Source organism: Amycolatopsis sp. MEPSY49 (assembly GCF_051337345.1).
Taxonomy (GTDB): Bacteria; Actinomycetota; Actinomycetes; order Mycobacteriales; family Pseudonocardiaceae; genus Amycolatopsis.
In genome coordinates, this window is sequence record NZ_JBDLYJ010000004.1 from 500,534 (window position 1) to 522,993 (window position 22,460).

The window sequence follows — 22,460 nt, forward strand, 5'->3', positions numbered from 1 at the left end:
GTGACGCGTGCTTGGCGGGTTCCACGGGCGGTGGCGGCGGGGATCGCCGGCCTCGGGGTGATCGCCGGGCTGACCCTGCGCACGGCGGACTACCCGGGGATGCTGCCCCCGGGCACGCCGGACCCCGAACTGGACCTCGGCCTGCGCCTGGTCTGCGCGGCGGCGGTCCTGATCACGGGCACGCTGGCGTACCTGACGTTCGCCCGCCGCCAGGACGAGCCCCTGGCGATGGCATGCCTGCCGGGGCTGGTGGTGACCGGCGTGGTCCTGCGCCACCTGGTGGTGACGCTGCCGGGCGTGACCCGCATCCAGCCGGCGGCACGCGTGGTGCCGGGCGCCGGGGCGTGGGTGCTGCTGGTGTCGGGCATCGCGATGACGGCCGCCGGTCTGGCGGCGGCGTTCGCGGTGCGCCGGGCCACGTGAACCCACCGCGCTGACCTCCTCTCCCCAGTCGAGTCTCTGGTCGAAACATTCCCAGCCACGGTAAAGTCGTTTCATGCCGCAACGAAACGAGACCGCCGCGCTGGCCCAGGCCGTCATGGAGCTCATCGACCAAGGGCACCGGCGGATCTCACGGCGGATCGACCTGACCCGCGTCCGCGTGCTCGGGCTCGTCTCCGCCCGCGGTCCGCTGCGGCCGCGGGAGATCGCCGCCGAACTCGGCCTCACCGCCTCCGCCACCAGCCGGCACCTGACCGCGCTCGAACGGGAAGGCCGCGTGGTCGTCGACGCGGACCCGGCCGACTCGCGCACGTTCCTGGTCCGGGTCGCCGCGGACGGTCAGGCCGAGATCGACGCCACCGTCGAAGCCGGCGCCGCGGTGTTCGCGCGGGTCATCGCGGACTGGCCGGACGAGGACGTCGCCACCGCGCGCGTCCTGATCACCCGCCTCAACGAAGCCTGGACCCGCCGCGACGACGCCCCCGCCGCACCGGCCGGCCCGCGCTGGCAGCGAGCCCGCGGGAAGGAGGACTGACCGTGGACACGACCGCCCGGACGACGAGCGCGCCGAAGCCCGTCCGAGCCGCCCGGACGCTGCTGGCCCTGGTCGGGATCAGCCACCTCGTCGTCGCGGTCGTCATGGGCGCCCGCGAGGACGCGCTGCGCGACGAGATCGCCGCGCAACACCCGGACTTCGGCACGGCGGAGGTCGCCCGGTCGGCCGACATCGCCGTGGTCTCCGGCGCCGTCTTCCACGGCCTGCTGCTCCTGCTCTGCGCCCTCCTCGCCGTCAAGCCGGCGTCGGGCCGGCCGTGGACGCGCCGGCTCACCACCGTCTCCCAGTTGCTGTCCGTCGCCTTCGGCTTCTTCTCGTGGTCGTCGTCGCCGATGTTCCACGCGGTCATCCCGGTGGTCGCCGTCGCGCAACTCGCCGTCGTCGTCCTGGTGTGGGCGCCGCGGCCGTCGCGGGATTTCTTCGCCAGGCGCTAAGCGCTCACCGCCTTCCGGCCCAGGAACGCCGCCAGCCGGTCCGCCGCCGTGGCTCCCTCCGGAGCGTCCACCTCCGGCCCGAAGGGCCCGCCCGGCTGCCGTGGCGTGTCACCGAACCGCGCCCGCCACTGCGCCAGCGCCCGCGACGCCAATTCCGGCAGCAAGTCCGTCGAAGCGCCCGTCGCGTCGGCGATGTCCCAGCCGTGGACGACGTACTCGTTGACCCGCATGTGCACCAGGAACACCCCGGGCACTTCGCCGAGCGGAGTCGTCACCTTCCGCTCGAACAACCCGGGCGACGCCAGCACGGACCGAGCCGCCGCCACCGAGGCCGTGAACGCCTCGACCGGCGCGGAACCCAGGTAGTCGCCGTCCGGGGCCGGTGGGCCCATGCCCGCCCAGAACGCCACTTTCGCGTTGCCGTGCGCCAAGTGGTTCACCACCGCGCGCACGTCCCAGTCCGCGCACGCCGTGGGCGCGTCCCAAACCGAGATGCCGGAAACCAAGCCGGTCACCGTCGAAGCCGCCAGGTCGAATTCCTCGAGTGGAGTCATGCGAGCAGTGTGACGGCCACCACCGACAAAACCTCAGGACAGCAGCGCCACGCACTCCACGTGGTGGGTCATCGGGAAGGCGTCGAACGCCCGCAGATCCGTCAGCGAGTACCCGTGCGAAGAGAAGAACGCCAGGTCACGGGCCAGAGCCGCCGGATCGCAGGCGACGTACACAATCCGATCGGGTGAACCCGCCACGATGGACTCCACGACCGCCTTGCCCGCGCCCTTGCGCGGCGGGTCCAGCACCACGACGTCGACCGGCTTGGCCGCCGACGCCAGCACGTGCTCCACCCGCCCCGCCTGCCAGGACACCTGGGGCAGGTCCGCGAGGTTCTTCTCCCCGTCGGCGACCGCACGCCGCCCGGACTCGACCGCCAGCACCCGGCCCGCCGAGCCGACCTGCGCGGCCAGCACCGACGCGAACAGCCCGACACCCGCGTAGAGGTCCCAGGCCGTGCCGCCGGCCGGGGCCTCGGCCCACTCCCCCACGACCGCCGCCAGCGTGGGCGCCGCGTCCGGGTGGACCTGCCAGAAACCGTGCGCGTCGAGGTGCCAGTCGCGGCCCGCCGCGTGCTGCACCGCCACCCCACCGGCCAGCTGCCGCGCCCGGACCTTGCCGCGCACGGTCGACAGCTCCCGCACGTGCACGGCGCCGTCGCCGTCGCTGGTGACCTCCAGCTCGCTGCCCGGCCGCCAGCGCCGCGCCAGGACGTCGTCGAGCGCGCCGGGCACCGCGATCGGGCAGTCGTCCAGGGCCACCACCCGGTGGCTGTGGTGCGCGCGCAGCCCCGCGCGCCCCTCCCGGTCGGCGACCAGCCGCACGCGGCTGCGCCAGTCCAGCGGCCCGCCCTCGAAGGCCTCGACGACGACCTCGCGTTCGATGCCGGCCAGCCGCTGCAGCTGCTCCGCCACCACCGCCGCCTTGAGCGAACGCTGGTACTCCGGGTCGGCGTGCTGCCAGTCGCAGCCGCCGCAGCCGCCGGGCACCGCGAGCGGGCACGGCGGCTCGACCCGGAACTCCGAGGCCGAGAGCACCTCGACGGCGTCGCCGCGGCAGAACGACCCGCCGTTGTCCTCGGTCACCTCGACGCGGACGCGCTCGCCCGGCAGCGCGTGCCGGACGAACACGACGCGGCCTTCGGCGCGGGCGACGCAGTGGCCGCCGTGCGCCACCGCGCCGACCTCCACCTCGAGGACCCGGCCCAGCCAGCTCGTCATTCGGCGGGCTCCTTGGGCTTCGGCGCCGCGACCGGCTTGCCGTTGGGCGAGAAGCCGCGGCGGACGTCGCCGGCCGCGGGCCGCTCGTTCCGGACGCGCGCGGCCGCCTTGGCCGACGACTCCAGCTGCCACGGCACGCTCGCCACGATCACGCCGGACTGGAACAGCAGGCGGCCCTTGAGCCGCAGCGCGCTCTGGTTGTGCAGCACCTGCTCCCACCAGTGCCCGACCACGTACTCCGGGATGAACACGGTGACCACGTTGCGCGGGTTGTCGCCGCGCACGCGCTTCACGTAGTCGAGGACCGGCTTCGTGATCTCGCGGTAGGGCGACTCGACGACCTTCAGCGGCACCTTGAAGTTGTGCGCGTCCCACTCGGCGGTGAGCCGGCGGGTGTCCGCGTCGTCCACATTGACCGTCACGGCCTCGAGGACGTCCGGGCGCATCGCCTTCGCGTAGGCCAGCGCGCGCAGCGTCGGCCGGTGCAGTTTGGACACCAGGACGATCGCGTGGTTGCGCGACGGCAGCACGGTCGGGGTGTCGCCGAGCTCCTTCAGCTCGTCGGCGACGCGGTCGTAGTGCCGCCGGATCGCCGTCATCAACGCGAAGATGGCCACCATCGCGGCGATCGCGATCCACGCGCCCAGCAGGAACTTGGTGATCAGCACGATCACCAGGACGGTCGCGGTCATGGTCAGGCCGATGGCGTTGACCGTCTGCGAGCGCCGCATCCGCCGCCGCACGCCCGGGTCGGTTTCCTTGGCCAGCAACCGGTTCCAGTGCCGGATCATGCCGGCCTGGCTCACCGTGAACGACACGAACACGCCCACGATGTAGAGCTGGATGAGCCGGGTGACCTCGGCGTCGAACGCGATGATCAGGACCAGCGCGAACGCCGCCAGGAACAGGATGCCGTTGGAGAACGCGAGCCGGTCGCCGCGGGTGTGCAGCTGCCGCGGCAGGTAGCGGTCCTGCGCGAGGATCGAGCCCAGCACCGGGAAGCCGTTGAACGCGGTGTTCGCGGCCAGCAGCAGGATGATGCCGGTGGAGAAGGAGATGTAGTAGAACGCCGGCGGGAAGTCGGCGAACACCGCGTGCGCGATCTGCGCGACGATCGTCTTCTGCTCGTAGCCCGCGGGCGCGCCGGCGAGCTGCCGCGCCGGGTCCTCGGCGAACTTGACGTCGGTGATCGACGCGAGCGTGATGATGCCGACCAGCATGGTGACCGCGAGCAGGCCCATCATCAGCAGCGTCGTCGCCGCGTTCTTCGACTTGGGCTTCTGGAACGCCGGGACGCCGTTGCTGATCGCCTCGACCCCGGTCAGCGCCGCCGCGCCGGACGAGAACGCCCGCAACACCAAGAACGCGTACGCGACGCCCGCGAAAGTCCCCTCGGCGTTCAGCGTGAAGCCGGCGCTCTCGGCCTTCATCTCGGTGCCGGTGGCCGCTTGGACCAGGCCCCACGCGACCATGACCAGAATGCCCAGGATGAACCCGTACGTCGGGATCGCGAAGGCCTTCCCCGACTCCCGGATGCCGCGCAGGTTCAGCGACGTCAGCACGACGACGATGACGATCGAGGCGAGCACCTTGTGCTGCGCCACCCACGGCACGGCGGACCCGATGTTGGCCACACCGGACGAAGTGGACACTGCGACGGTCAGCACGTAGTCGACGAGCAGCGCGCTGGCCACGGTGAGGCCGAACTTGCCGCCGAGGTTGGTGTTGGCGACCTCGTAGTCGCCGCCGCCGCTCGGGTAGGCGTGCACGTTCTGCCGGTAGGACGCGACGACGACGAGCATGACCAGGGCGACCATGATGCCGATCCACGGCGCCAGCGCGTACGCGGACAGGCCCGCGACGCTCAGCGTCAGGAAGATCTCTTCGGGTGCGTACGCCACGCTCGAGAGCGCGTCGGACGCGAAGATCGGCAGCGCGATGCGCTTGGGCAGGAGCGTGTGAGCGAGCCTGTCACTGCGGAACGGACGTCCGAGGACCAGGCGTTTCAGCACGGTCGGGAACTTCGACACCACGAAAGCCTAACGGCACCCGGGCACGGTAGGTTCGGCGCTGGCATGTCGGGGTAGGAACGGACGGGTAACCGCCGAATGAGGAGGCAGGGCGTGCACGTGGTGATCATGGGGTGCGGCCGGGTAGGCGCGTCCCTGGCCGCTGCGCTGGAGCGGCTCGGCCACGAGGTGGCCGTCATCGACAAGAGCCAGCAGGCGTTCCGCCGGCTCGGCAGCGACTTCCACGGCCAGCAGGTCGTCGGCGTCGGGTTCGACCGCAAGGTGCTGATCGAAGCGGGTATCGAGCGGGCCGGCGCGTTCGCCGCGGTGTCCAGCGGCGACAACTCGAACATCATCTCGGCGCGGGTCGCGCGCGAGAACTTCAACATCGAGCACGTCGTCGCGCGGATCTACGACCACAAGCGCGCGGCCGTGTACGAGCGGCTGGGCATCCCGACCGTGGCGACGGTCCCGTGGACCACCGACCGGTTCCTGCGGACGCTGCTGCCGGACGGCGTGGCGTCGGCGTGGCGGGACCCGTCGGGCAACGTCGCGCTGCTGCAGCTGCCGCTGCACGAGGGCTGGGTCGGGCACTCGGTGAAGTCCCTGCAGGAGGCGTCCGGCGCGCGGGTGGCGTTCATCATGCGCTTCGGCACCCCGGTGCTGCCCGACAACAAGACCGTGGTCCAGGACGGCGACGACGTGTGGGTCGCCGCGCGCTCCGGCACCGTCAGCGACGTGACCAGCGTGGCGCAGCGCGAACCGGAGGACGAGAACTGATGCGGGTCGCGATTGCCGGCGCGGGTGCCGTCGGCCGTTCCATCGCCAACGAGCTCATCGACGGGCGCCACCAGGTGATGCTCATCGAGCGCGAGGCCGACCAGTTCGAGCCGCACACCGTCGAGCAGGCCGACTGGGTCCTCGGGGACGCGTGCGAGGTGTCGATCCTGGAGGAGTCCGGGATCGAGCAGTGCGACGTCGTGATCGCCGCGACGGGCGACGACAAGGCGAACCTGGTCGTCTCGCTGCTGGCGAAGACGGAGTTCGCGGTGCGGCGCGTGGTGGCCCGGGTGAACAACCCGGCCAACGAGTGGCTGTTCACCGACGCGTGGGGCGTCGACGTGGCGGTCTCCACCCCGCGGATGCTCGCGGCGATGGTCGAGGAGGCGGTCAGCGTCGGCGACCTGGTCCGGTTGATGACGTTCCGGCAGAGCAACGCGAACCTGGTCGAGCTGACGCTGCCGGCGGAGACGCCGCTGGCCGGCAAGCCGGTGAGCGAGCTGACGTTGCCCCGGGATGCCGCTTTGGTGACGATCCTGCGGGGCGACCGGGTGATCGTGCCGCAGCCGGAGGACCCGCTCGAGCCGGGGGACGAGTTGCTGTTCGTCGCGACGGCGGATGTGGAGCCGGAGATTCGGACGGCGTTGGGGTACTGAGGGTCGTTCGGACGTGCCCCGGGGTGGGTGACGGGGCCGTTCGGACGACATGAATGAGTCATTCATGTCGTCTGGCGACAGGGTCCCGGCAAAGTCGTGGCCGCGCGGTCTGCCCGGCGTCGCGGCGATGTCATGAAAGGGTCGTTCATGTCGTCTGACGAGGTGAACGACCCGTTCATGACGTGCGGGCGACCGGATCGACCGCGCTGACCTGACTTTGCCGGGACCCTGTCGTCTGGCGACGTGAATGACTCATTCACGTCGTGACCGGCGGCCTACCTGCGCTTCCGGGCGGCCGAAACTGTCGGTGCCTGCGGGTAACGTGAAATCCGGGGGCGCCCCTACGCGCGCGGGTTGTGCGGGTCGTCAGGCTTCGGGAGCCGCGTACTTCTCGCGCAGCCGGGCTTCGATCTCGGCGTCCGTCTCCGGCTTCGGCGTCGTCTCCTCCAGCGCCTTCAGCCGCTTGTCCGACCGCCGCACCGCCCACACGACCACCAGCAGGCCCAGCGCGTACAGCGGATACCCCATCGCGATCTTCGCGAAGGCCAGCCAGCCGGTGTAGTCCTCCTGATACAGCCATCGCTGCACGACGAACCGCGCGGCGAACACGAGCGCCAGCGCCAGCGTCGCGATGTCGTAGCCGTAGCGGGACGGCTTGTCCTTGCGCCACGCCTGGCCGGTGCCGTTCAGCACGTTCCACACCACGCCCGCGATCGGCCACCGCACCACCACCGACAGCACGAAGATGCCGCAATAAACCAGGCTCGCGTAGATCCCGAAGAGGAAGAACCCCTTCGCCGACCCCGTCCGGTAGGCGATGAACGCCGCGATCGCGACACCGAAGAAGCCGGAGATCGCCGGCTGGAGGGGCTCCTTGCGGACCACCCGCAGCACGGTGATCGCCACCGCGCTGCCCACCGACGTCCAGATGGCCGCGGTCAGCCCGAAGAACGCGTTCGCCAGCACGAACACGATCACCGGCACCGAGGAGTAGATCAGGCCGGACACGCCGCCCATCTGCTCCAGGAGGGTCGGCTGCGGTTCATCGCCGGAGTCGGTCTTCTTCTCGCTCGGGGCGGGTTCAGTCACGATGGGTGATCAACTCACTGGGCTCTGGAGCTCGTAATAGGGGTTGTACAGCACCTTCTGGCCGTCACGCTCGGCCATCCGGCCGCGCACCTTGATCGTCCGGCCAGGCTCGATGCCCGGGATCCGGCGGCGGCCGAGCCAGATTAGCGTCACGCCCTGTGTTCCGTCGAACAGCTCCGCCTCCAGCGTGGCGGCCTCGTTCGTCGGGCAGAGCTCCACGCTGCGGAGTCTCCCCATCACGGTGACCTCTTCGCCGGAACGGCAGTCGCAGGCCCGCTGCGCCCCTTCGGCGCCGGACCTCATGGACATCTCGTCGGCGTCGAGCTCGTCGACGTCGCTGGTCAGCTTGCGTACCAGCCGGCTGAAGTAGCCGCCGTCTTTGGCGGACATAGGTGCTCCTGTGCTCCGGGGCCCCCGACAAACTGCTTGCGGCCCGTGCGATTCCAGCGTACTGCGGTCCCCGCCAGGGAAACGCCTTTGCGCAAAGATCGCAACGTGACGTCCGCAATCAGAGTTCCCGCCGCGGTGCTGCTGCCCGGCACCGGCTCGGACGAGGTGTTCGTCCGGGCCGTCTTCGGCGGGCCGCTGCGCGCCCTCGGTGTCCCGCTCATCGCGCCACCCCCGCCGCCCGGCGCGGCCCTCGCCGACGGCTACCTGGCCACCCTCGACGCGCTCGCGGACGAACACGGCGAACTGCTCGTAGGCGGCATTTCGTTCGGTGCCCACCTCGCCGCGGAGTGGGCGGTCGCCAACCGGGGGCGTTGCGGGGGCCTGCTGGCCGCGCTCCCGGCCTGGAACGGCGTCCCGGGCCCAGCACCCGCGTCGCTGGCCGCGACGCTGTCCGCCGATCTGGTGGCCGGCTCCGGGGTCGACGCGGCACTGGCGCAGACGGCGGGCAGCCCGGACTGGCTGCGGGCCGAACTCGACCGGGCGTGGCGCCGGCACGGCGACGGATTGGCGATGAGCCTGCGCGTCGCGGCGGGCCGTCCCTCCCCCACCCTCGGGGAGCTGGCGGCCCTCGACGTCCCGGCCGGCATCGGCACGTGCACCGACGACCCGATCCACCCGACGAAAGTCGCATCGGAGTGGGCTCGCGCACTCCCCCGCGCCGTCCTCGGCGAGACGACGCTCACGGCGCTGGGCGCGGACCGCGAGTCCCTGGGCCGGGCGACCGTCCTGGCCTTCCTGCGGGCCCTCGAAACGCCGTGAAGGCCTCCGTACCGGTCATAAAGCCGGTACGGAGGCCTTCACGGACTCGAGCGTCAGCCCTGTTGCTGCTGGGCCGCGATGTGCTCGGCGACCGCGTCGGGCAGCGTGATGGTGAGCGGGGTGCGGACCGGCATCGGCGCGTCGCCGCGGTCGACGATCGTGCGCCGCACGATCCCCCGCAGCACCTCGACCGCCGCCGCGGCCTCCGACTGCGGCCCGGCGATGACGCCGCGCAGCATCCAGCGCGGCCGGTCGACGCCGACGAAGCGCAGCGCGACGTCGCCGACGATGGCCGAGATCTCCAGGCCCCACACGCCGCGGCCGATGTTGACCTTCGCGCCGTCGGCCCGCAGCTGCTCGGCCAGCTCGGTGCTGACCTCGCGCCACAGCCCGCCCGAGCGCGGCGCGGCGTAGGCGCTGACCGTGATCTGGCCCTGCTCGGTGACGACGTGCACGGCGCGCACGCCCTGCGTTTCGGGGTCCATCTCGACCTGCACCTGGGAACCGTCCGGCACCGGCACCTTCACCGAGCCGAGGTCGATCCGCGGGACGCCGTCGTCCTCGAAGTCCGCGACGTCGAACGGGCCGTCGGAGACGTCCGAAAGCTCCGAGTCCTCGTCGTACGCCTCGTCCTCGATCGTGTCGTCGGCCTCGGGCGCGGCGTGCCGTCCGGCGGACCCGCCCTCGGTCCGCCGCTTGCGTCCGAAAATCCCCACTACTTCTCCGTTCCTTCCCCCGTGCCGGCGCTCGCGGCGAGCGCCGGTGCTCCCAGTGTGGCGTGTCCACCCGTGGAGCCGTAGCCTCCGTCGCCCCGCTCGGTCGTGTCGAGCTCGGCGACCTCGACGAACACCGCGTGCTCGACCCGCTGCACGACCAGCTGGGCGATGCGGTCGCCGCGCGCGAGCTCCACCGGGTGCCGCGGGTCGTGGTTGATCAGGCAGACCTTGATCTCCCCGCGGTAGCCCGCGTCGATCGTGCCCGGCGTGTTGACCACCGAGAGGCCGACCCGGGCGGCCAGGCCCGACCTGGGGTGGACGAAGCCCGCGTACCCGGGCGGGAGGGCGATGGCGACGCCGGTGCCGACGACGCCGCGTTCCCCGGGTTTCAGCACGATATCCGAGGTCGTGACGAGATCGGCGCCCGCGTCGCCCGGGCGGGCGTAGGCGGGCAGCGGGACATCCGGGTCGAGCCGGGAGAGGAGTACCTGAACGCTGGACACGGGCGGCGAGATTACTCTCTACCCGTGGGTGAATCTGCGAAGACGGCCGCGAGTGCCGCGGTCCGGCACTCCGAGCGGCTCTACGTCCCGTGGTGGGGCTGGCCGCTGCCGGTGCTGGGCGCGATCCTGCTCGCGGCCGAGGTCGACATGGGCTACCCGGGTGTCCGGGCGTGGCTGCCGTACGTGATCGCGCTGCCGGTCGTCGTCGGGCTGATGCTGTCGCTCGGCCGGTCCAAGGTCCGCGTCACCGGCGGTGACGAGCCGGAGCTGTGGGTCGGTGACGCGCACCTGCCGCTGCGCTACGCGGGCGAGGTCGAGATCTTCGACAAGGAGGCCAAGCGCAAGGCGCTGGGCCGCGACGGCGACCCCGCGGCCTACGTGCTGCACCGCGGCTGGGTGGGCCCGGTCGTGCGGATCCGGCTGACCGACCCGGCCGACCCGACGCCGTACTGGCTGTTCAGCACCCGCCACCCCGAGCGCGTCGCCGAGCTGGTCAAGGGCGCCTGACCACGCCAAGACATGTGGAAGGGGGCCGGCCTGCCGGCCGGCCCCCTTGTCCCCAGCGCGCTCAGAGCCTCCCCCTTGGTGCCCTCGAGGCTCCTCGTCGCGTCTGTTCGTCCCCTGTGTCCGAGATCCCGCGCTTGTCAGGCGCAGTCGCGGCAGATCAGGCGTCCGCCGTTGTCCTCGGCCAGCCGGCTGCGGTGGTGCACCAGGAAGCACACGGAGCAGGTGAACTCGTCCGCCTGCTTCGGCACCACCTTCACGGTCATGTCCTCACCGGAAAGCCCGGAGAGGTCGGCACCCGGCAGCTCGAAGTTCTCGGCGGTCGCGTCCTCGTCGACGTCGACGACGCCGGACTGGTTCTCGTTCCGCCGGGCCTTGAGCTCCTCCAACGAGTCTTCGGCCAGCTCGTCGGCTTCGCTGCGGCGCGGAGCGTCGTAGTCGGTAGCCATGTGTCCCTCACCCCTGCGATCAGCTTGTGTAGTCGTTTTCCCGGACCCCCGGGTGCGCCCGTGAGTCCGCCGTGCCGCTGGTCAACGTTCCAGGGCCCTCGTTTGTGCCCGACGGCCGAAGTGACCGAGGTCTCTTCTTTATGGGCCTCTTCCTGCGGCCGGAGCCCGGGAAGGGTAGCTCACGCCCGCGACGGTTCTGCAACGAGTCAGACATTGCCGGGGAATCGTCACCCGACAGGGGGAACCCGCAGGTAAGACGCGGTGTCGTCCATTCGGGTTGCCCGGGGGTGGAGAACTTCACCGACGGCCCGTGTCCGCTTGCCCCGGCCGGCCCCGCCGTGGTGCGATCGCCGCACGGGGATCGGCCGCGGGCGGGGCACGCGGCGACGGGCGGGCACGGTGTTTCCGCCCGCGGTGACCCGGGACCGTGCGCGCCGGCCGCAGCGCCTAGGCTGAGCGGCCACGACGGTGCCGGGTTCGCACCGGCCGGGTTCGGTGTTCGGGAAGGGACGGGCAGGTGGCGTCGGGGAACGGCATCGGGGACCGTGGGGCGCGGCCGTATCGCAAGCACAAGCCGCTGCCGGCGCTGATCGTCATCGGCGTGCTCGCCCTCGGCGCGATCATCGTCTGGATCAACGCGGCCGTCGGCAAGGGCGACGTCGACGAGGCCGTGAAGTGCGACCCGCCCGCGAGCCCGCCGCCGGGGGTCACGTTCAGCTCGCTGCCCCACACCGCCCTCGACGACCGCGCGCCGGTGCCGCCGGACAAGGTCGCGGTGAAGGTGCTCAACGCGTCCAGCACGCGCGGCCAGGGCGGCATCGCCACCACCGCGCTCAAGGAGCTGGGATTCACCGGAGCGGGTGAACCGGCCAACGACCCGGCGTACGAGGGCCGCGAGGCCAAGTGCCGCGGCCAAATCCGCTTCGGCGAGAACGGCAGCGCGGCGGCCCGGACGCTCAGCCTGGTGGTGCCGTGCGCCGAGCTGGTCCAGGACAACCGCAAGGACGCGAGCGTCGATCTGGTCACCGGCACGCTGTTCGGCGACATCCGGCCGCGCGAGGAGGCCCGCCAGGTCCTCACGCAGCTCGCCGACTGGTCGAAGGCCCACCAGGGCGGCGGCTCGAACGAGCAGTCCGCGGGCGGGCAGGCCCCCGTCATCGACCAGACCCTGCTGGCGTCCGCGCGCGACGTCGCCTGCTGAGCGGGCGCTGCATCGCCCTGCTGACGGCACCTCAAATCCGCGCGCACCCCGGGATGCGAGCGCCCCGTAACCCGCGAGTTGTGGCGCAACCCGCGCGCGTGGGGGGACCCCCGGATTTCACGTTACCGGCAGGCACCGACAGTTTCGGCTGCCCGCAGGTCCTGGCGAGGTCGTTCAAGGCGGCCGGGCGTCGTGTCGCGTAGTGAATGACTCATTCATGTCGCCTGGCGACATGAATGAGTCATTCACGTCATCTCGGCCCGCGCGAACCAGACCAACCGGACCGGCTCAGACCTCCGCCGCGCCGCAGTCGGCCAGCACCTTCCGCAGCGGGTCCGCGATCGACGGCGCCGCCGCGTACGTGACGTCCGCGCCCAGCTCCGGCGCCGACCCCGGCAGCTGCACCCGGGCGCCCGCCTCCGCCGCGATCAGCGCCCCCGCCGCCCAGTCCCAGCGGTGCAGCCCGTGCTCGACGTACGCGTCGAGCCAGCCCGCAGCCACCGCGCACAGGTCCAGCGACGCGGCACCGTTGCGCCGGATGTCCCGTACCCGCCCCAGCAGCTCCGCCGCGAAGCGCGACTGGCGCGTCCGGCGCTCGGCCGAATACGCGAAACCGGTCCCGACGAGCGTCAGCTCCAGCCCCGCCGGCGCCGACACCGCCAGCCGGCGGCCGTCCAGGAACGCGCCCTGCCCGCGCGCGGCCGACCAGACGCGCCCGCTCGCCGGCTCGACCACCGCGCCGGCCACCGACTCGCCGCCGACCTGCGCCGCCACCGACACCGCGAACCAGGGCAGGCCGTAGAGGAAGTTGACCGTCCCGTCGATCGGGTCGACGACCCAGGTCACGCCGTCGCCGGCGGCGCCGCCGCCCTCCTCGCCCAGCACCGGCTCACCCGGCCGCAACGCGGCCAGCCGTGAGCGCACCAGGCGCTCGGACTCGTGGTCTACCGCGGTCACCACGTCGGTGGCCCCGGACTTGGTGCCGACGGCCACCGAACGACCGTTCGCCATCCCCTCCCAGGCCTCGCAGACCAGCTCGGCGGCGTCCGTCGCGACCTGCACCGCGACGCTTTTCAGCAACGACTCGTCAACTCCCACGTCCGACATGTCACCACATCCGGTTAAAGTCTCCGAGGCAGGCTTCTGAATCGTGCGAGAAGGGACCACGTCCGTGGTGGAGGCGACCCGCCGAGGTTTCGGCATCGACATCGGCGGCAGCGGGATCAAGGGGGCCTTGGTCGACCTGGACAAGGGGCAGCTCATCGGCGACCGGATCCGGATCGAGACGCCGAAGCCGTCCACCCCCTCGGCGGTGGCGGACGTCGTGCACGACATCGTCACGCAGGCGGGCTGGGACGGCCCGGTCGGCGTCACGCTCCCCGCGGTCGTCAAGAAGGGCGTCGCGCACACCGCGGCCAACATCGACAAGCAGTGGATCGGCACCGACGCCGACGCCCTGTTCGCCAAGCGGCTCGGCCGCGGCGTCGACCAGGTCGCGATGCTCAACGACGCCGACGCGGCGGGCATGGCCGAAATCCGCTTCGGCGACCCCGTCGCGCGCAAGGGCGTCACCGCGCTGCTCACCTTCGGCACCGGCATCGGCAGCGCGGTGTTCCAGGACGGCAAGCTCGTCCCGAACACCGAGTTCGGCCACCTGGAGATCGACGGCCACGACGCGGAGAAGCGCGCGGCCGCCTCCGTGAAGGACAACGAGGGGCTCTCCTACCCCGAATGGGCCAAGCGCGTGCACCGTTATCTGACCGTGCTCGAAAACCTGATCTGGCCCGACCTGTTCATCGTCGGCGGCGGGGTCAGCAAGAAGGCCGAGAAATGGGTGCCGCTGCTGGACATCCGCACTCCGGTGCTGGTCGCGACGCTGCAGAACAACGCCGGGATCGTGGGGGCCGCGGCGGCCGCCGCGGAGGGCATCCAGCACTGAATCCGGCCCGAAACCGGGCCGGAGGGTGATCGCTTCGCGACGCATGCGCGTACCGTCGTTACAATGGAACACGGCCCACGGCTGCGGAGGTCAAAACCGCAGGCCGAGGCGTGATCCCCGAATGTGAGGCAGCAGTGGCACCCGTGCCGTTGCTCGTCATGATCGACCGCTGCGAAAGGGCGTAAGTGGCAGCCGCAAGAACCGCAACCCGAGGCGGGACGAAGACCGCGACCGCAGCCGGCGAGCCGGCCGAAGAGGCAGCCACCGGGACGGCGAAGCCAGCGGCGCGCAAGACCACCACCGCCAAGAAAGCGCCGGCCAAGAAGGCGCCGGCGAAGAAGCCCGCGACCAAGGGCGCGAAGACCGAAGACGGCGAGCCGGACGGTCCCGGCGAGCTCGACGAGGCCGAACTCGACTCGCCCGACCTGTCGGACCTGGAAGAGGTCGAGGTCGACGTCGTCGACGAGACGGTCAACGACGAGCCGGACGCCGACTCGGCCGACGACGACGATGACGACGACGAGTCGGACGAGGAGACCCCGGCGCAGCGCCGCCGGGGCGCTGCCGCCGACAAGGCGGCGGCCGCCAAGAGCTCCGACAACCCGGACTTCGTCTGGGACGAGGAGGAGTCCGAGGCGCTGCGTCAGGCGCGCAAGGACGCCGAGCTCACCGCGTCCGCCGACTCCGTCCGCGCCTACCTCAAGCAGATCGGCAAGGTCGCGCTGCTGAACGCGGAGGAGGAGGTGGAGCTGGCCAAGCGGATCGAGGCCGGGCTCTACGCCGCCGAGCGCGTGCGCACCGCCGAGGAGGAGGGCGAGAAGCTCGTCACCCAGATGCGCCGCGATCTCAAGTGGATCGTGCGTGACGGCGAGCGCGCCAAGAACCACCTGCTCGAGGCGAACCTCCGGCTCGTGGTGTCGCTGGCCAAGCGCTACACCGGCCGCGGCATGGCGTTCCTGGACCTGATCCAGGAGGGCAACCTCGGCCTGATCCGCGCGGTGGAGAAGTTCGACTACACCAAGGGCTACAAGTTCTCGACGTACGCCACGTGGTGGATCCGCCAGGCGATCACCCGCGCGATGGCCGACCAGGCCCGCACCATCCGCATCCCGGTGCACATGGTCGAGGTCATCAACAAGCTCGGCCGCATACAGCGTGAACTGCTCCAGGACCTCGGCCGCGAGCCGACCCCGGAAGAGCTCGCCAAGGAAATGGACATCTCCCCGGAGAAGGTCCTGGAGATCCAGCAGTACGCGCGCGAGCCGATCTCGCTCGACCAGACGATCGGCGACGAGGGCGACTCGCAGCTCGGTGACTTCATCGAAGACTCCGAAGCGGTCGTCGCGGTGGACGCGGTGTCGTTCACGCTGCTGCAGGACCAGCTCCAGTCGGTGCTGCAGACGCTGTCCGAGCGCGAGGCGGGCGTGGTCCGGCTGCGCTTCGGCCTCACGGACGGCCAGCCGCGCACGCTCGACGAGATCGGCCAGGTGTACGGGGTGACCCGGGAGCGCATCCGGCAGATCGAGTCGAAGACGATGTCGAAGCTGCGCCACCCGTCGCGGTCGCAGGTTCTGCGCGACTACCTCGACTGAGTTTCCTTACCGGACAACGGAAGAACCCCGTCACTTCGGTGGCGGGGTTCTTCCGCGTTTCAGCCCGGTTCAGGGGTTTGCGCGTGCGCGCTGCGCCAACCAGTAATTGATCTGCAGGAGTTCGGTCTGAGCCGGGTGCCGGACGAAGCTGGATCTCGTACCCGTTTCGCGGAGCCAATCGTTTACATCCGCCCACAGCCACAACCCGCCATCGGCGAGGAGGTATGGTTTCGGGAAGGATCGGTCCGGTGCACCAGGTGCCTGCATCCATTGCCGCACGACGTCCTCTGTCACTTCCGCACGGTCCGCGATGTCGGCGAGGGTCACGAGATCCTCGCAGCACCTCTCTACGTGGACGCCGGGGATCCTCTCCAAGCCGGTCACGACCTGCCTGGCGACATCCATCACGTCGTCGCCTTCCGCGGTCACCGTGACCACTGTCAGACCGCCGAACGCGGCCGTGAACACGGCAAGGTCCTCGTGGATGCGCAACACGGTCTCGTCAGGCAGGTCATTCACGGCAAAGAGCAACTCGAACTGGCCCATTCTCCGCCTTCCCGACTGCAACGGAAGCGTCAAGTTACCATCGCTGCTCGAGCCTCGAGCAGAGTGATCACCGGTTCTGGACCTTCGGCTGCTTGTCCAGGGCATGGCGATCGGGGCAGTGCCTGACCATCCGCCGGACGCGGCTCGCTTCTCCCTCCGGATTGGGCGGTGTGCCGCTGACCGAGATCCTCGTGCTCAACGAAGGCGGGCACGGACAGCGGAGCAGGACCGCGTGACCCCCGCTCTGCACGGCCCACCCGGTTTTTACCGCCTCCTCAATGGCGCGATTGATCGCCTTGTGTTTGTGATACCTGACCACGCAACCCCCTGAGGTGGGTGTCCGGGTCCGCCGCGTGACTGAGGAAGAGCAAGCTTTCCCAGGGGGTATCGCCACAACAGCGGGCACTGATGAGAATGAGGGTTCAAGAAAGCGAGGGAGTTAGTCGTCGCCGTCCACGACGTTGCCACGGACAGCCCTACCCGCCTTTGTCTCCGGCTTCGTGACCGCCTGGACGGCGCGCGTGATGGACTCCTTGCCCGAGCCCGCGGACATAGTGGCGACCTGGTCCTTGACCGTGACCTTGCCGCCAATGCCCTGCCATGCCTCCGAAACGAGCCAGTCGACCTCGGTCAAGGTTGCTCGTGCCGCTTCCATCGCGGGCAGGTCGTTGCGGTAGAACGCCGACCCAAGGCTGGCGAGCGCCACCCTGACGGCGATCGTCCTGACGACACGCGACCGATCGGCGAGGACCTCGTGCCCGCCGAAGTGCTTGAAGATCTCACCAAACCACGCAACACCCGCCTCATGCAGCCGGTCGAAATCGACGCCGTCCCAGGATTCGGCTCGCTTCGACTTGATCAGCGCCTTGTTCGGACCGAGAACGATGGCCTTGACCATCTGCTCGGCATGGGTGAGCAAGATCCACTCGCCCAGGTTCTGGTGCGTGGCAGTCAGCTGCCGGCCAGATGTCGCGTACTTGATGCCCAGCTCATCGAAAATCTTCTTGGTCGCTGTTATCCACTTGTTGCGCGGATCGATATTCGCTTTGGTGATGGTGTCGACCGGCGTACCTTCGTAGTTCAGATCGACAAACATCTGCGCGGCTTGGTCCTCGGTCACCCCGTGGTAGATCTCCACGGTGACCAACTGGTTGAGCAGCTTGTCCTTCAGTGCGGCGGGAACGCTCTGGTCGGCGTTGATGTTGAGGCAGGCGAGATGGCGGCATTCCCCGTCGGCCAGCGCCCCCCGCCCGAGCTGTCCGTAGTCGTAGCTGAACCACGGACTCGGCAGACCATCGACGGTGACCGGGTCTTCCAGTTCCTTCATGCGCTCAGGCCAGACGGAGACAAATCCAGGAAGAACACCGAACGCCTCCTCCGGGCTCACCGCGAACTGCTCGAGCAAGTAAGCACGCAAGGGCCCAAGACTGTTCCGCATCTTGGCCGTGGGGACCAATTTTTCCACCTGTTTCGACTCGCCGGCCACGCTGCGACGCTCGAGAGCTTTTTTCTGGAACGGCCGCTGCATGCGCTGCCGCATCCGAGCTAGCTTCTTCGCGCGCGGATCGACGGAATTACCCTCGGCAATGTCTCGAATCGCCTGCTCGAGCACGAGACCTGAAACATGGTGCTCGATAACCCAGTTCAACGGCACGACGGTCGTGAAGTGGAACTCATTGCGACGAATTCCAGTAATTGTCTTCGGAACGAGCACGAGCTCCTGCTTCCCTCAAGTATGGCCGCAATAGTTGCGTAGCGAGGGCGTAGGGTCAAGCGCTAGAGCACGACTCGAGCTCCCTCAACGACGCACTCCACCTGTACTCGAGTTCAGGTGTCGACCGATTTACGCAGGTCAGAACGGACAGCAGCGATTGCCCTCGACCTGCTCGCGGCCACATACGCTCCACCCGATCGAGTGAAGAGCGTTCCCCATCGCCAAACGTGGCCTCCATCTGAGGACTGACGTCACGGCACGGCCAGCCCGCGCTCCCGCAAGGATTCCTCGACGCGCAGGCGTTCGATCTCGCGGTCCATGCCCTCGGGCAGCTCGGCGAGCCGGTGCGGGACGCCTACCTGGCGGCACGCCTGGGTGAGCAGCTCGTCGTACGCCTGGCGGGTACCGATCCGGCGGGCGGCCGGGGTGCCGGACGGGTAGCCGGCCAGCAGCCGGTGCACCCGCCGCAGGTCCGCGGCGACGCGCTCGATCGGCGGACCCTCCGGCTGCGGCAGCGCGCGCTTCTCGCGGATCCGGTGGACCAGCTTGGGGAGGCGCAGTGCGCACCAGAACAGGACCGTGGGAGCGATGCAGACCACGGCGAACAGGATCAAGTTCACGAGGACGCCGCCGGCGCCGGTCATGCACCGATAGTAAGCCCGCGCGGGGCCGCGGGCGGAATCTTTTTGAGCGCCGGGGGCGGCACTTTCACGTGAAAGTGCCGCCCCCGGCGAGTGCCTCAGGGGAGCTCGGGGGTCTCCGGGGATTCCAGCGTCTCCGGGTTCTCCTCCACCAGCCACAGCACACCCGCGGGCGGCAGCTGGAGGACCGCCGAGGCGGGCTGGCCGTGCCACGCGTCCTCCGTGGCCTCCACCGCGCCCAGGTTCCCGACGCCCGAACCGCCGTAGGCCTCCGCGTCGGTGTTGACCACCTCGAGCCAGCGACCCGCCGACGGCAACCCCACCCGGTAGTCGTGGTGCGGGACCCCCGCGAAGTTCGCCACGCACGCCAGCCGCGAGCCGTCCGCGCCGATGCGCAGGAAGCTGAGCACGTTGCCGCTGGAGTCGTTCGCGTCGATCCAGCGGAAACCGTCCGGTGACGTGTCCTGGCTGAACAACGCCGGCGTGGACCGGTAGATCGAGTTCAGCGACCGCAGCAGGTCCCGCACGCCGCGGTGCAGCGGCTCGTCCAGCAGGTGCCAGTCCAGCGACCGCTGCTCCGACCACTCCGCGGGCTGGCCGAACTCGCCGCCCATGAACAGCAGCTGCTTGCCCGGGTGCGCCCACATGAACGCCAGCAGCGAGCGCAGCCCGGCCGCCTTGTTCCACGCGTCGCCCGGCATCCGGCCCCACAGGGATCCCTTGCCGTGCACCACTTCGTCGTGCGAGAGCGGCAGCACGAAGTTTTCGCTCCACGCGTACACGAGCGAGAACGTCATCTCGTTGTGGTGGTAGGCGCGGTGGATCGGCTCGTGGGACAGGTACCGGAGCGTGTCGTGCATCCAGCCCATGTTCCACTTGAAGCCGAACCCGAGGCCGCCCAGGTGGGTCGGGCGCGTGACACCCGGCCACGCCGTCGACTCCTCGGCCACCATGACGATGCCGGGGTGTCGCTTGTAGACGGTCGCGTTCAGCTCCTGCAGGAACTTCACCGCGTCCAGGTTTTCGCGGCCGCCGTACTGGTTCGGCAGCCACTCCCCTTCCTTGCGGGAGTAGTCCAGGTAGAGCATCGAGGCAACGGCGTCGACGCGCAGGCCGTCGAGGTGGAACTCCTCGATCCAGTACAGCGCGTTGGCGACCAGGAAGTTGCGGACCTCGTTGCGGCCGAAGTCGAACACGAGCGTGCCCCAGTCGGGCTGCTCACCGCGGCGCGGGTCCGCGTGCTCGTACAGGGCCGTGCCGTCGAACTTGGCCAGCGCCCAGGCATCGCGCGGGAAGTGCGCGGGCACCCAGTCCACGAGGACGCCGATCCCCCGCTGGTGCAGGCGGTCGACGAAGTAGCGGAAGTCGTCCGGGGAGCCGAAGCGGGACGTCGGCGCGTAGTACGACGTGACCTGGTAGCCCCACGAACCGCCGAACGGGTGCTCCGACACCGGCAGCAGCTCCACGTGCGTGAAGCCGGTCTCGACCAGGTAGTCGCCGAGCTGGTCGGCCAGCTCGCGGTAGTCGAGCCCGGGCCGCCACGAGCCGAGGTGGACTTCGTAGACGCTCATCGGCGCCGCGGACCAGTCGGTCGCCTCGCGCTGCGCGACCCACGCGTCGTCGTCCCACAGGTGCCCGGAGGTGGTGACGACCGACGCCGTCGCGGGCGGCTGCTCGGTGCCGAACGCCATCGGGTCGGCCTTCTCGTGCCAGTTCCCGTCGGCGCCGAGGATGCGGAACTTGTAGCAGGTGCCCGCCCCGACGCCGGGGACGAACAGCTCCCAGATCCCGGACGAGCCGAGCGAGCGCATCGCGTGGCCGCGCCCGTCCCAGCCGTTGAAGTCGCCGATCACGCGGATGCCGCGGGCGTTCGGCGCCCACACCGCGAACGACGTCCCCTCGACGACGCCGTTCGGCGTCTCGTACGAGCGGACGTGCGCCCCAAGCGCCTCCCAGAGCCGCTCGTGCCGCCCTTCGCCGATCAGGTGCAGGTCCAGCTCGCCGACCGTCGGCAGCCAGCGGTAGGGGTCGTCGGCGGTGACGGTGTGCCCGTCGTACTCGACTTCCAGCCGGTAGTCGCCCGGGTGCTCCGGCACTCGGGCGGCGAACAGCGCGTCGATGACCGGCTCCAGCGGGTACCGGTGCTCGCCCGCGAGCAGCGTGACACCCTTGGCGCCGGGCAGCAGCGCCCGGGCCGCGAAGCCCTTGCCCACCGCGTGCACGCCCAGCACCGAGTGCGGGTCGTGGTGCGAGCCGGCGAGCAGCCGGTCGATGTCCGCGGCCGGCGGGGCCGCGGCCGGGAGGCCTTCCGGAACCGCGTTCACGGTGTCATCCCTCTCCGTCGGTGATCCGGGCGATCGAGGCGAGCGGCACGCCCAGCCAGTCCGGCCGGTTCGCGTGCTCGTAGCCCACTTCGTAGACCGCCTTGTCCAGTTCGAAGGCGCGCAGCAGCTCGCCCTGGTCGCGCGGGTCGGCCGCGACGGCGGCGTAGCCCTCGCAGAACGCCGCCCGGTTGCGGTCCGACCACTCCAGCGCGCGCTCGGCGAGCGCCGGCTCGTCCGGCTGGCCGACCAGCATCTGCTGGGCCGCGTAGTCGAACGACCTCAGCATGCCCGCCACGTCGCGCAACGGCGACCGCAGCGCGTGCCGCTCCTCGACCGGGGCCGCGGGCTCGCCCTCGAAGTCGATGAGCAGCCAGCCGGTGACCGTCCGCAGCACCTGGCCGAGGTGCAGGTCGCCGTGGACGTACTGCATGGTGACCGAGCCGGGGGGCTGCGTGCGCAGCTTCTCGAACGCCGCCCGCAGCGACGGGGCGTGCGCGGCCAGCTCGGGAACGCGGCCGGCGATCGTGTCGAGCCGGTCGAGCATCGCCTTCGCCGAGCGTTCCAGCTCGTCGGCGTCGACCGGTTCGGTGCCGAGCGCCTCGGCCAGGTCGGCGTGCACCTCGGCGACCGCGCGCCCGAGCCGCTCGGCTTCGCCGGCGAAGTCGCCGCCGACCTCCCCGGCGTGCAGTTCCGGCGCCGCCATCAGGTCGCGGACGCTGGTGGTGGCCATCGCCCAGCCGTCGACCGCGTCGGAGACGAACTGCTGGAGCATGCCGACCGTGGTCGGCTCGCCGTCCAGGTCGCCGGTGATCGAGCCGAGCACCTGCGCGATGTGCTTGCTGCCGACGCCCTGCAGCGCCCGGTGCAGCAGCAGGTCCTTGTTCTTGCCCGGCGTCAGCTTCCGGAACAGCTTGAGGATGTACTGCCCGCCGTAGACCAGGGAGGTGTTGCTCTGCTCCGACGTGATCGGCCGCGCGCGCAGGCCGGTGTCCAGCTCGACGCCCGGCTCGTGCTCGAAGACCAGCGAGCCGACCTGCTCTTCGCGGGCCATCAGGTCCAGCAGCACGCCGGTGACGTCGAGGTCGCCGGACGCCTCGTAGGCGTTGAGGTCGCCGACGGCGCCGATCCAGCTGGTGGACGCGATCTCCGGCGGGTGCGTCCGCCGGCCCACGAGCAGCTGGTACGGCTCGCGCCGGTCGTCCTGGGCGACCTCGATGACGACGTGCAGCAACTGCGGATCGCCGGAAACCAGCTCGGTCACGCCGAGCGGGCGGACGCCGGTCACCGGCCGGTCCTTGCCGGCGAACCAGCGCTGCTCCGGCAGCCAGCGCTTCAGGTCCTCGGTCAGGTCGTCGACCAGCTCGCGCGGGTCGGACAAGGGA

At 70.5% G+C, this 22,460-nt stretch carries 24 protein-coding genes; 10 read left to right on the forward strand and 14 right to left on the reverse strand.

Features of this window, described 5'->3' with window-relative positions:
• The 3 genes from ABFJ78_RS21825 (at position 1) to ABFJ78_RS21835 (ending at position 1,431) form a co-directional block, all read left to right on the forward strand.
• Positions 1-423 (forward strand): hypothetical protein, encoded by a 423-nt coding sequence (locus ABFJ78_RS21825; protein WP_436388188.1) that lies wholly within the window; start codon positions 1-3, stop codon positions 421-423.
• Between the two features lie 73 nt (positions 424-496).
• Positions 497-976 carry a MarR family winged helix-turn-helix transcriptional regulator gene (locus ABFJ78_RS21830; protein ID WP_436388189.1) on the forward strand — a complete coding sequence of 160 codons (480 nt, stop codon included), beginning with the start codon at positions 497-499 and terminating at the stop codon, positions 974-976.
• Positions 977-978: 2 nt separating this feature from the next.
• On the forward strand, positions 979-1,431 hold the full coding sequence (locus tag ABFJ78_RS21835) for a hypothetical protein (RefSeq protein WP_436388190.1): 453 nt from the start codon (positions 979-981) through the stop codon (positions 1,429-1,431).
• On the opposite strand, the gene ABFJ78_RS21840 is transcribed toward ABFJ78_RS21835, so the two are convergent.
• The 3 genes from ABFJ78_RS21840 to ABFJ78_RS21850 are packed head-to-tail and all read right to left on the reverse strand — an operon-like array spanning position 1,428 to position 5,236.
• On the reverse strand, positions 1,428-1,985 hold the full coding sequence (locus tag ABFJ78_RS21840) for a TIGR03086 family metal-binding protein (protein ID WP_436388191.1): 558 nt from the start codon (positions 1,983-1,985) through the stop codon (positions 1,428-1,430). The two genes, ABFJ78_RS21835 and ABFJ78_RS21840, sit on opposite strands and share 4 nt — an antisense overlap.
• Before the next feature lie 33 nt (positions 1,986-2,018).
• Entirely contained in the window at positions 2,019-3,206 is a 1,188-nt protein-coding gene (locus ABFJ78_RS21845) for a class I SAM-dependent RNA methyltransferase (RefSeq protein ID WP_436388192.1), read from the reverse strand.
• Positions 3,203-5,236: an APC family permease gene (locus ABFJ78_RS21850; protein WP_436388193.1), complete on the reverse strand. Its 2,034-nt coding sequence runs from the start codon at positions 5,234-5,236 to the stop codon at positions 3,203-3,205. The genes ABFJ78_RS21845 and ABFJ78_RS21850 overlap by 4 nt, the downstream gene beginning before the upstream one ends.
• Before the next feature lie 93 nt (positions 5,237-5,329).
• Here ABFJ78_RS21850 and ABFJ78_RS21855 point away from each other — a divergent pair, with 93 nt between their 5' ends.
• A complete protein-coding gene (locus ABFJ78_RS21855; protein ID WP_436388194.1) occupies positions 5,330-5,995 on the forward strand; it encodes a potassium channel family protein in 666 nt (221 codons plus the stop codon).
• Positions 5,995-6,651, forward strand: a complete 657-nt coding sequence (locus tag ABFJ78_RS21860; RefSeq protein ID WP_372668168.1) for a potassium channel family protein — start codon at positions 5,995-5,997, stop codon at positions 6,649-6,651. The genes ABFJ78_RS21855 and ABFJ78_RS21860 overlap by 1 nt, the downstream gene beginning before the upstream one ends.
• 366 nt (positions 6,652-7,017) lie before the next feature.
• Here the strand turns inward: ABFJ78_RS21860 and ABFJ78_RS21865 are convergent, their stop codons facing one another.
• Entirely contained in the window at positions 7,018-7,740 is a 723-nt protein-coding gene (locus ABFJ78_RS21865; RefSeq protein ID WP_436388195.1) for a DUF3159 domain-containing protein, read from the reverse strand.
• A 9-nt stretch (positions 7,741-7,749) separates the two neighbouring features.
• A complete protein-coding gene (locus ABFJ78_RS21870) occupies positions 7,750-8,130 on the reverse strand; it encodes an OB-fold nucleic acid binding domain-containing protein (protein ID WP_072480405.1) in 381 nt (126 codons plus the stop codon).
• A gap of 135 nt (positions 8,131-8,265) precedes the next feature.
• On the opposite strand from ABFJ78_RS21870, the gene ABFJ78_RS21875 reads away from it, so the two are divergent.
• Positions 8,266-8,949: an alpha/beta fold hydrolase gene (locus tag ABFJ78_RS21875; protein WP_436388427.1), complete on the forward strand. Its 684-nt coding sequence runs from the start codon at positions 8,266-8,268 to the stop codon at positions 8,947-8,949.
• A 53-nt stretch (positions 8,950-9,002) separates the two neighbouring features.
• Here the strand turns inward: ABFJ78_RS21875 and ABFJ78_RS21880 are convergent, their stop codons facing one another.
• Entirely contained in the window at positions 9,003-9,665 is a 663-nt protein-coding gene (locus tag ABFJ78_RS21880) for a DUF3710 domain-containing protein (RefSeq protein ID WP_372668172.1), read from the reverse strand.
• Entirely contained in the window at positions 9,665-10,168 is a 504-nt protein-coding gene (gene dut, locus ABFJ78_RS21885; RefSeq protein ID WP_372668174.1) for a dUTP diphosphatase, read from the reverse strand. Before dut ends, ABFJ78_RS21880 begins: the two co-directional genes overlap by 1 nt.
• Before the next feature lie 24 nt (positions 10,169-10,192).
• Between dut and ABFJ78_RS21890 the strand changes: the two genes are divergently transcribed.
• The gene (locus tag ABFJ78_RS21890) at positions 10,193-10,675 is read left to right on the forward strand and encodes a DUF3093 domain-containing protein (RefSeq protein WP_364446236.1); all 483 of its coding nucleotides are present in this window, start codon (positions 10,193-10,195) and stop codon (positions 10,673-10,675) included.
• 137 nt (positions 10,676-10,812) lie between these two features.
• Here the strand turns inward: ABFJ78_RS21890 and ABFJ78_RS21895 are convergent, their stop codons facing one another.
• Entirely contained in the window at positions 10,813-11,121 is a 309-nt protein-coding gene (locus ABFJ78_RS21895; RefSeq protein WP_013224476.1) for a DUF4193 domain-containing protein, read from the reverse strand.
• Positions 11,122-11,638: 517 nt separating this feature from the next.
• On the opposite strand from ABFJ78_RS21895, the gene cei reads away from it, so the two are divergent.
• Entirely contained in the window at positions 11,639-12,322 is a 684-nt protein-coding gene (cei, locus tag ABFJ78_RS21900; RefSeq protein WP_436388196.1) for an envelope integrity protein Cei, read from the forward strand.
• 288 nt (positions 12,323-12,610) lie between these two features.
• On the opposite strand, the gene ABFJ78_RS21905 is transcribed toward cei, so the two are convergent.
• Positions 12,611-13,429 (reverse strand): inositol monophosphatase family protein, encoded by an 819-nt coding sequence (locus ABFJ78_RS21905; RefSeq protein WP_436388197.1) that lies wholly within the window; start codon positions 13,427-13,429, stop codon positions 12,611-12,613.
• Between the two features lie 64 nt (positions 13,430-13,493).
• Here ABFJ78_RS21905 and ppgK point away from each other — a divergent pair, with 64 nt between their 5' ends.
• Positions 13,494-14,261: a polyphosphate--glucose phosphotransferase gene (gene ppgK / locus ABFJ78_RS21910; protein WP_436388428.1), complete on the forward strand. Its 768-nt coding sequence runs from the start codon at positions 13,494-13,496 to the stop codon at positions 14,259-14,261.
• 185 nt (positions 14,262-14,446) lie between these two features.
• Complete coding sequence (locus ABFJ78_RS21915) at positions 14,447-15,853, forward strand: RNA polymerase sigma factor (RefSeq protein WP_436388198.1); 1,407 nt, start codon at positions 14,447-14,449, stop codon at positions 15,851-15,853.
• Between the two features lie 69 nt (positions 15,854-15,922).
• On the opposite strand, the gene ABFJ78_RS21920 is transcribed toward ABFJ78_RS21915, so the two are convergent.
• From ABFJ78_RS21920 to ABFJ78_RS21940, 5 genes are all read right to left on the reverse strand, one after another.
• Positions 15,923-16,399, reverse strand: coding sequence for a hypothetical protein (locus tag ABFJ78_RS21920; RefSeq protein WP_436388199.1), 477 nt, complete (start codon positions 16,397-16,399; stop codon positions 15,923-15,925).
• Between the two features lie 439 nt (positions 16,400-16,838).
• On the reverse strand, positions 16,839-18,113 hold the full coding sequence (locus tag ABFJ78_RS21925) for a hypothetical protein (protein ID WP_436388200.1): 1,275 nt from the start codon (positions 18,111-18,113) through the stop codon (positions 16,839-16,841).
• A gap of 251 nt (positions 18,114-18,364) precedes the next feature.
• Positions 18,365-18,757: a hypothetical protein gene (locus tag ABFJ78_RS21930; protein WP_436388201.1), complete on the reverse strand. Its 393-nt coding sequence runs from the start codon at positions 18,755-18,757 to the stop codon at positions 18,365-18,367.
• Between the two features lie 95 nt (positions 18,758-18,852).
• Positions 18,853-21,078 (reverse strand): 1,4-alpha-glucan branching protein GlgB, encoded by a 2,226-nt coding sequence (glgB, locus tag ABFJ78_RS21935; protein ID WP_436388202.1) that lies wholly within the window; start codon positions 21,076-21,078, stop codon positions 18,853-18,855.
• 4 nt (positions 21,079-21,082) lie between these two features.
• Positions 21,083-22,456 carry a maltokinase N-terminal cap-like domain-containing protein gene (locus tag ABFJ78_RS21940; RefSeq protein WP_436388203.1) on the reverse strand — a complete coding sequence of 458 codons (1,374 nt, stop codon included), beginning with the start codon at positions 22,454-22,456 and terminating at the stop codon, positions 21,083-21,085.
• Positions 22,457-22,460 lie beyond the last annotated feature (4 nt).

What these genes read in the sequence shown, in the direction of transcription:
- ABFJ78_RS21830 (WP_436388189.1), top strand. Translation starts at nt 497, where the DNA reads ATGCCGCAACGAAACGAGACCGCCGCGCTGGCCCAGGCCGTCATGGAG.
- ABFJ78_RS21840 (WP_436388191.1), bottom strand. Translation starts at nt 1,985, where the DNA reads ATGACTCCACTCGAGGAATTCGACCTGGCGGCTTCGACGGTGACCGGC.
- ABFJ78_RS21845 (WP_436388192.1), bottom strand. Translation starts at nt 3,206, where the DNA reads ATGACGAGCTGGCTGGGCCGGGTCCTCGAGGTGGAGGTCGGCGCGGTG.
- ABFJ78_RS21860 (WP_372668168.1), top strand. Translation starts at nt 5,995, where the DNA reads ATGCGGGTCGCGATTGCCGGCGCGGGTGCCGTCGGCCGTTCCATCGCC.
- ABFJ78_RS21870 (WP_072480405.1), bottom strand. Translation starts at nt 8,130, where the DNA reads ATGTCCGCCAAAGACGGCGGCTACTTCAGCCGGCTGGTACGCAAGCTG.
- ABFJ78_RS21895 (WP_013224476.1), bottom strand. Translation starts at nt 11,121, where the DNA reads ATGGCTACCGACTACGACGCTCCGCGCCGCAGCGAAGCCGACGAGCTG.
- ABFJ78_RS21905 (WP_436388197.1), bottom strand. Translation starts at nt 13,429, where the DNA reads ATGTCGGACGTGGGAGTTGACGAGTCGTTGCTGAAAAGCGTCGCGGTG.
- ABFJ78_RS21920 (WP_436388199.1), bottom strand. Translation starts at nt 16,399, where the DNA reads ATGGGCCAGTTCGAGTTGCTCTTTGCCGTGAATGACCTGCCTGACGAG.
- ABFJ78_RS21930 (WP_436388201.1), bottom strand. Translation starts at nt 18,757, where the DNA reads ATGACCGGCGCCGGCGGCGTCCTCGTGAACTTGATCCTGTTCGCCGTG.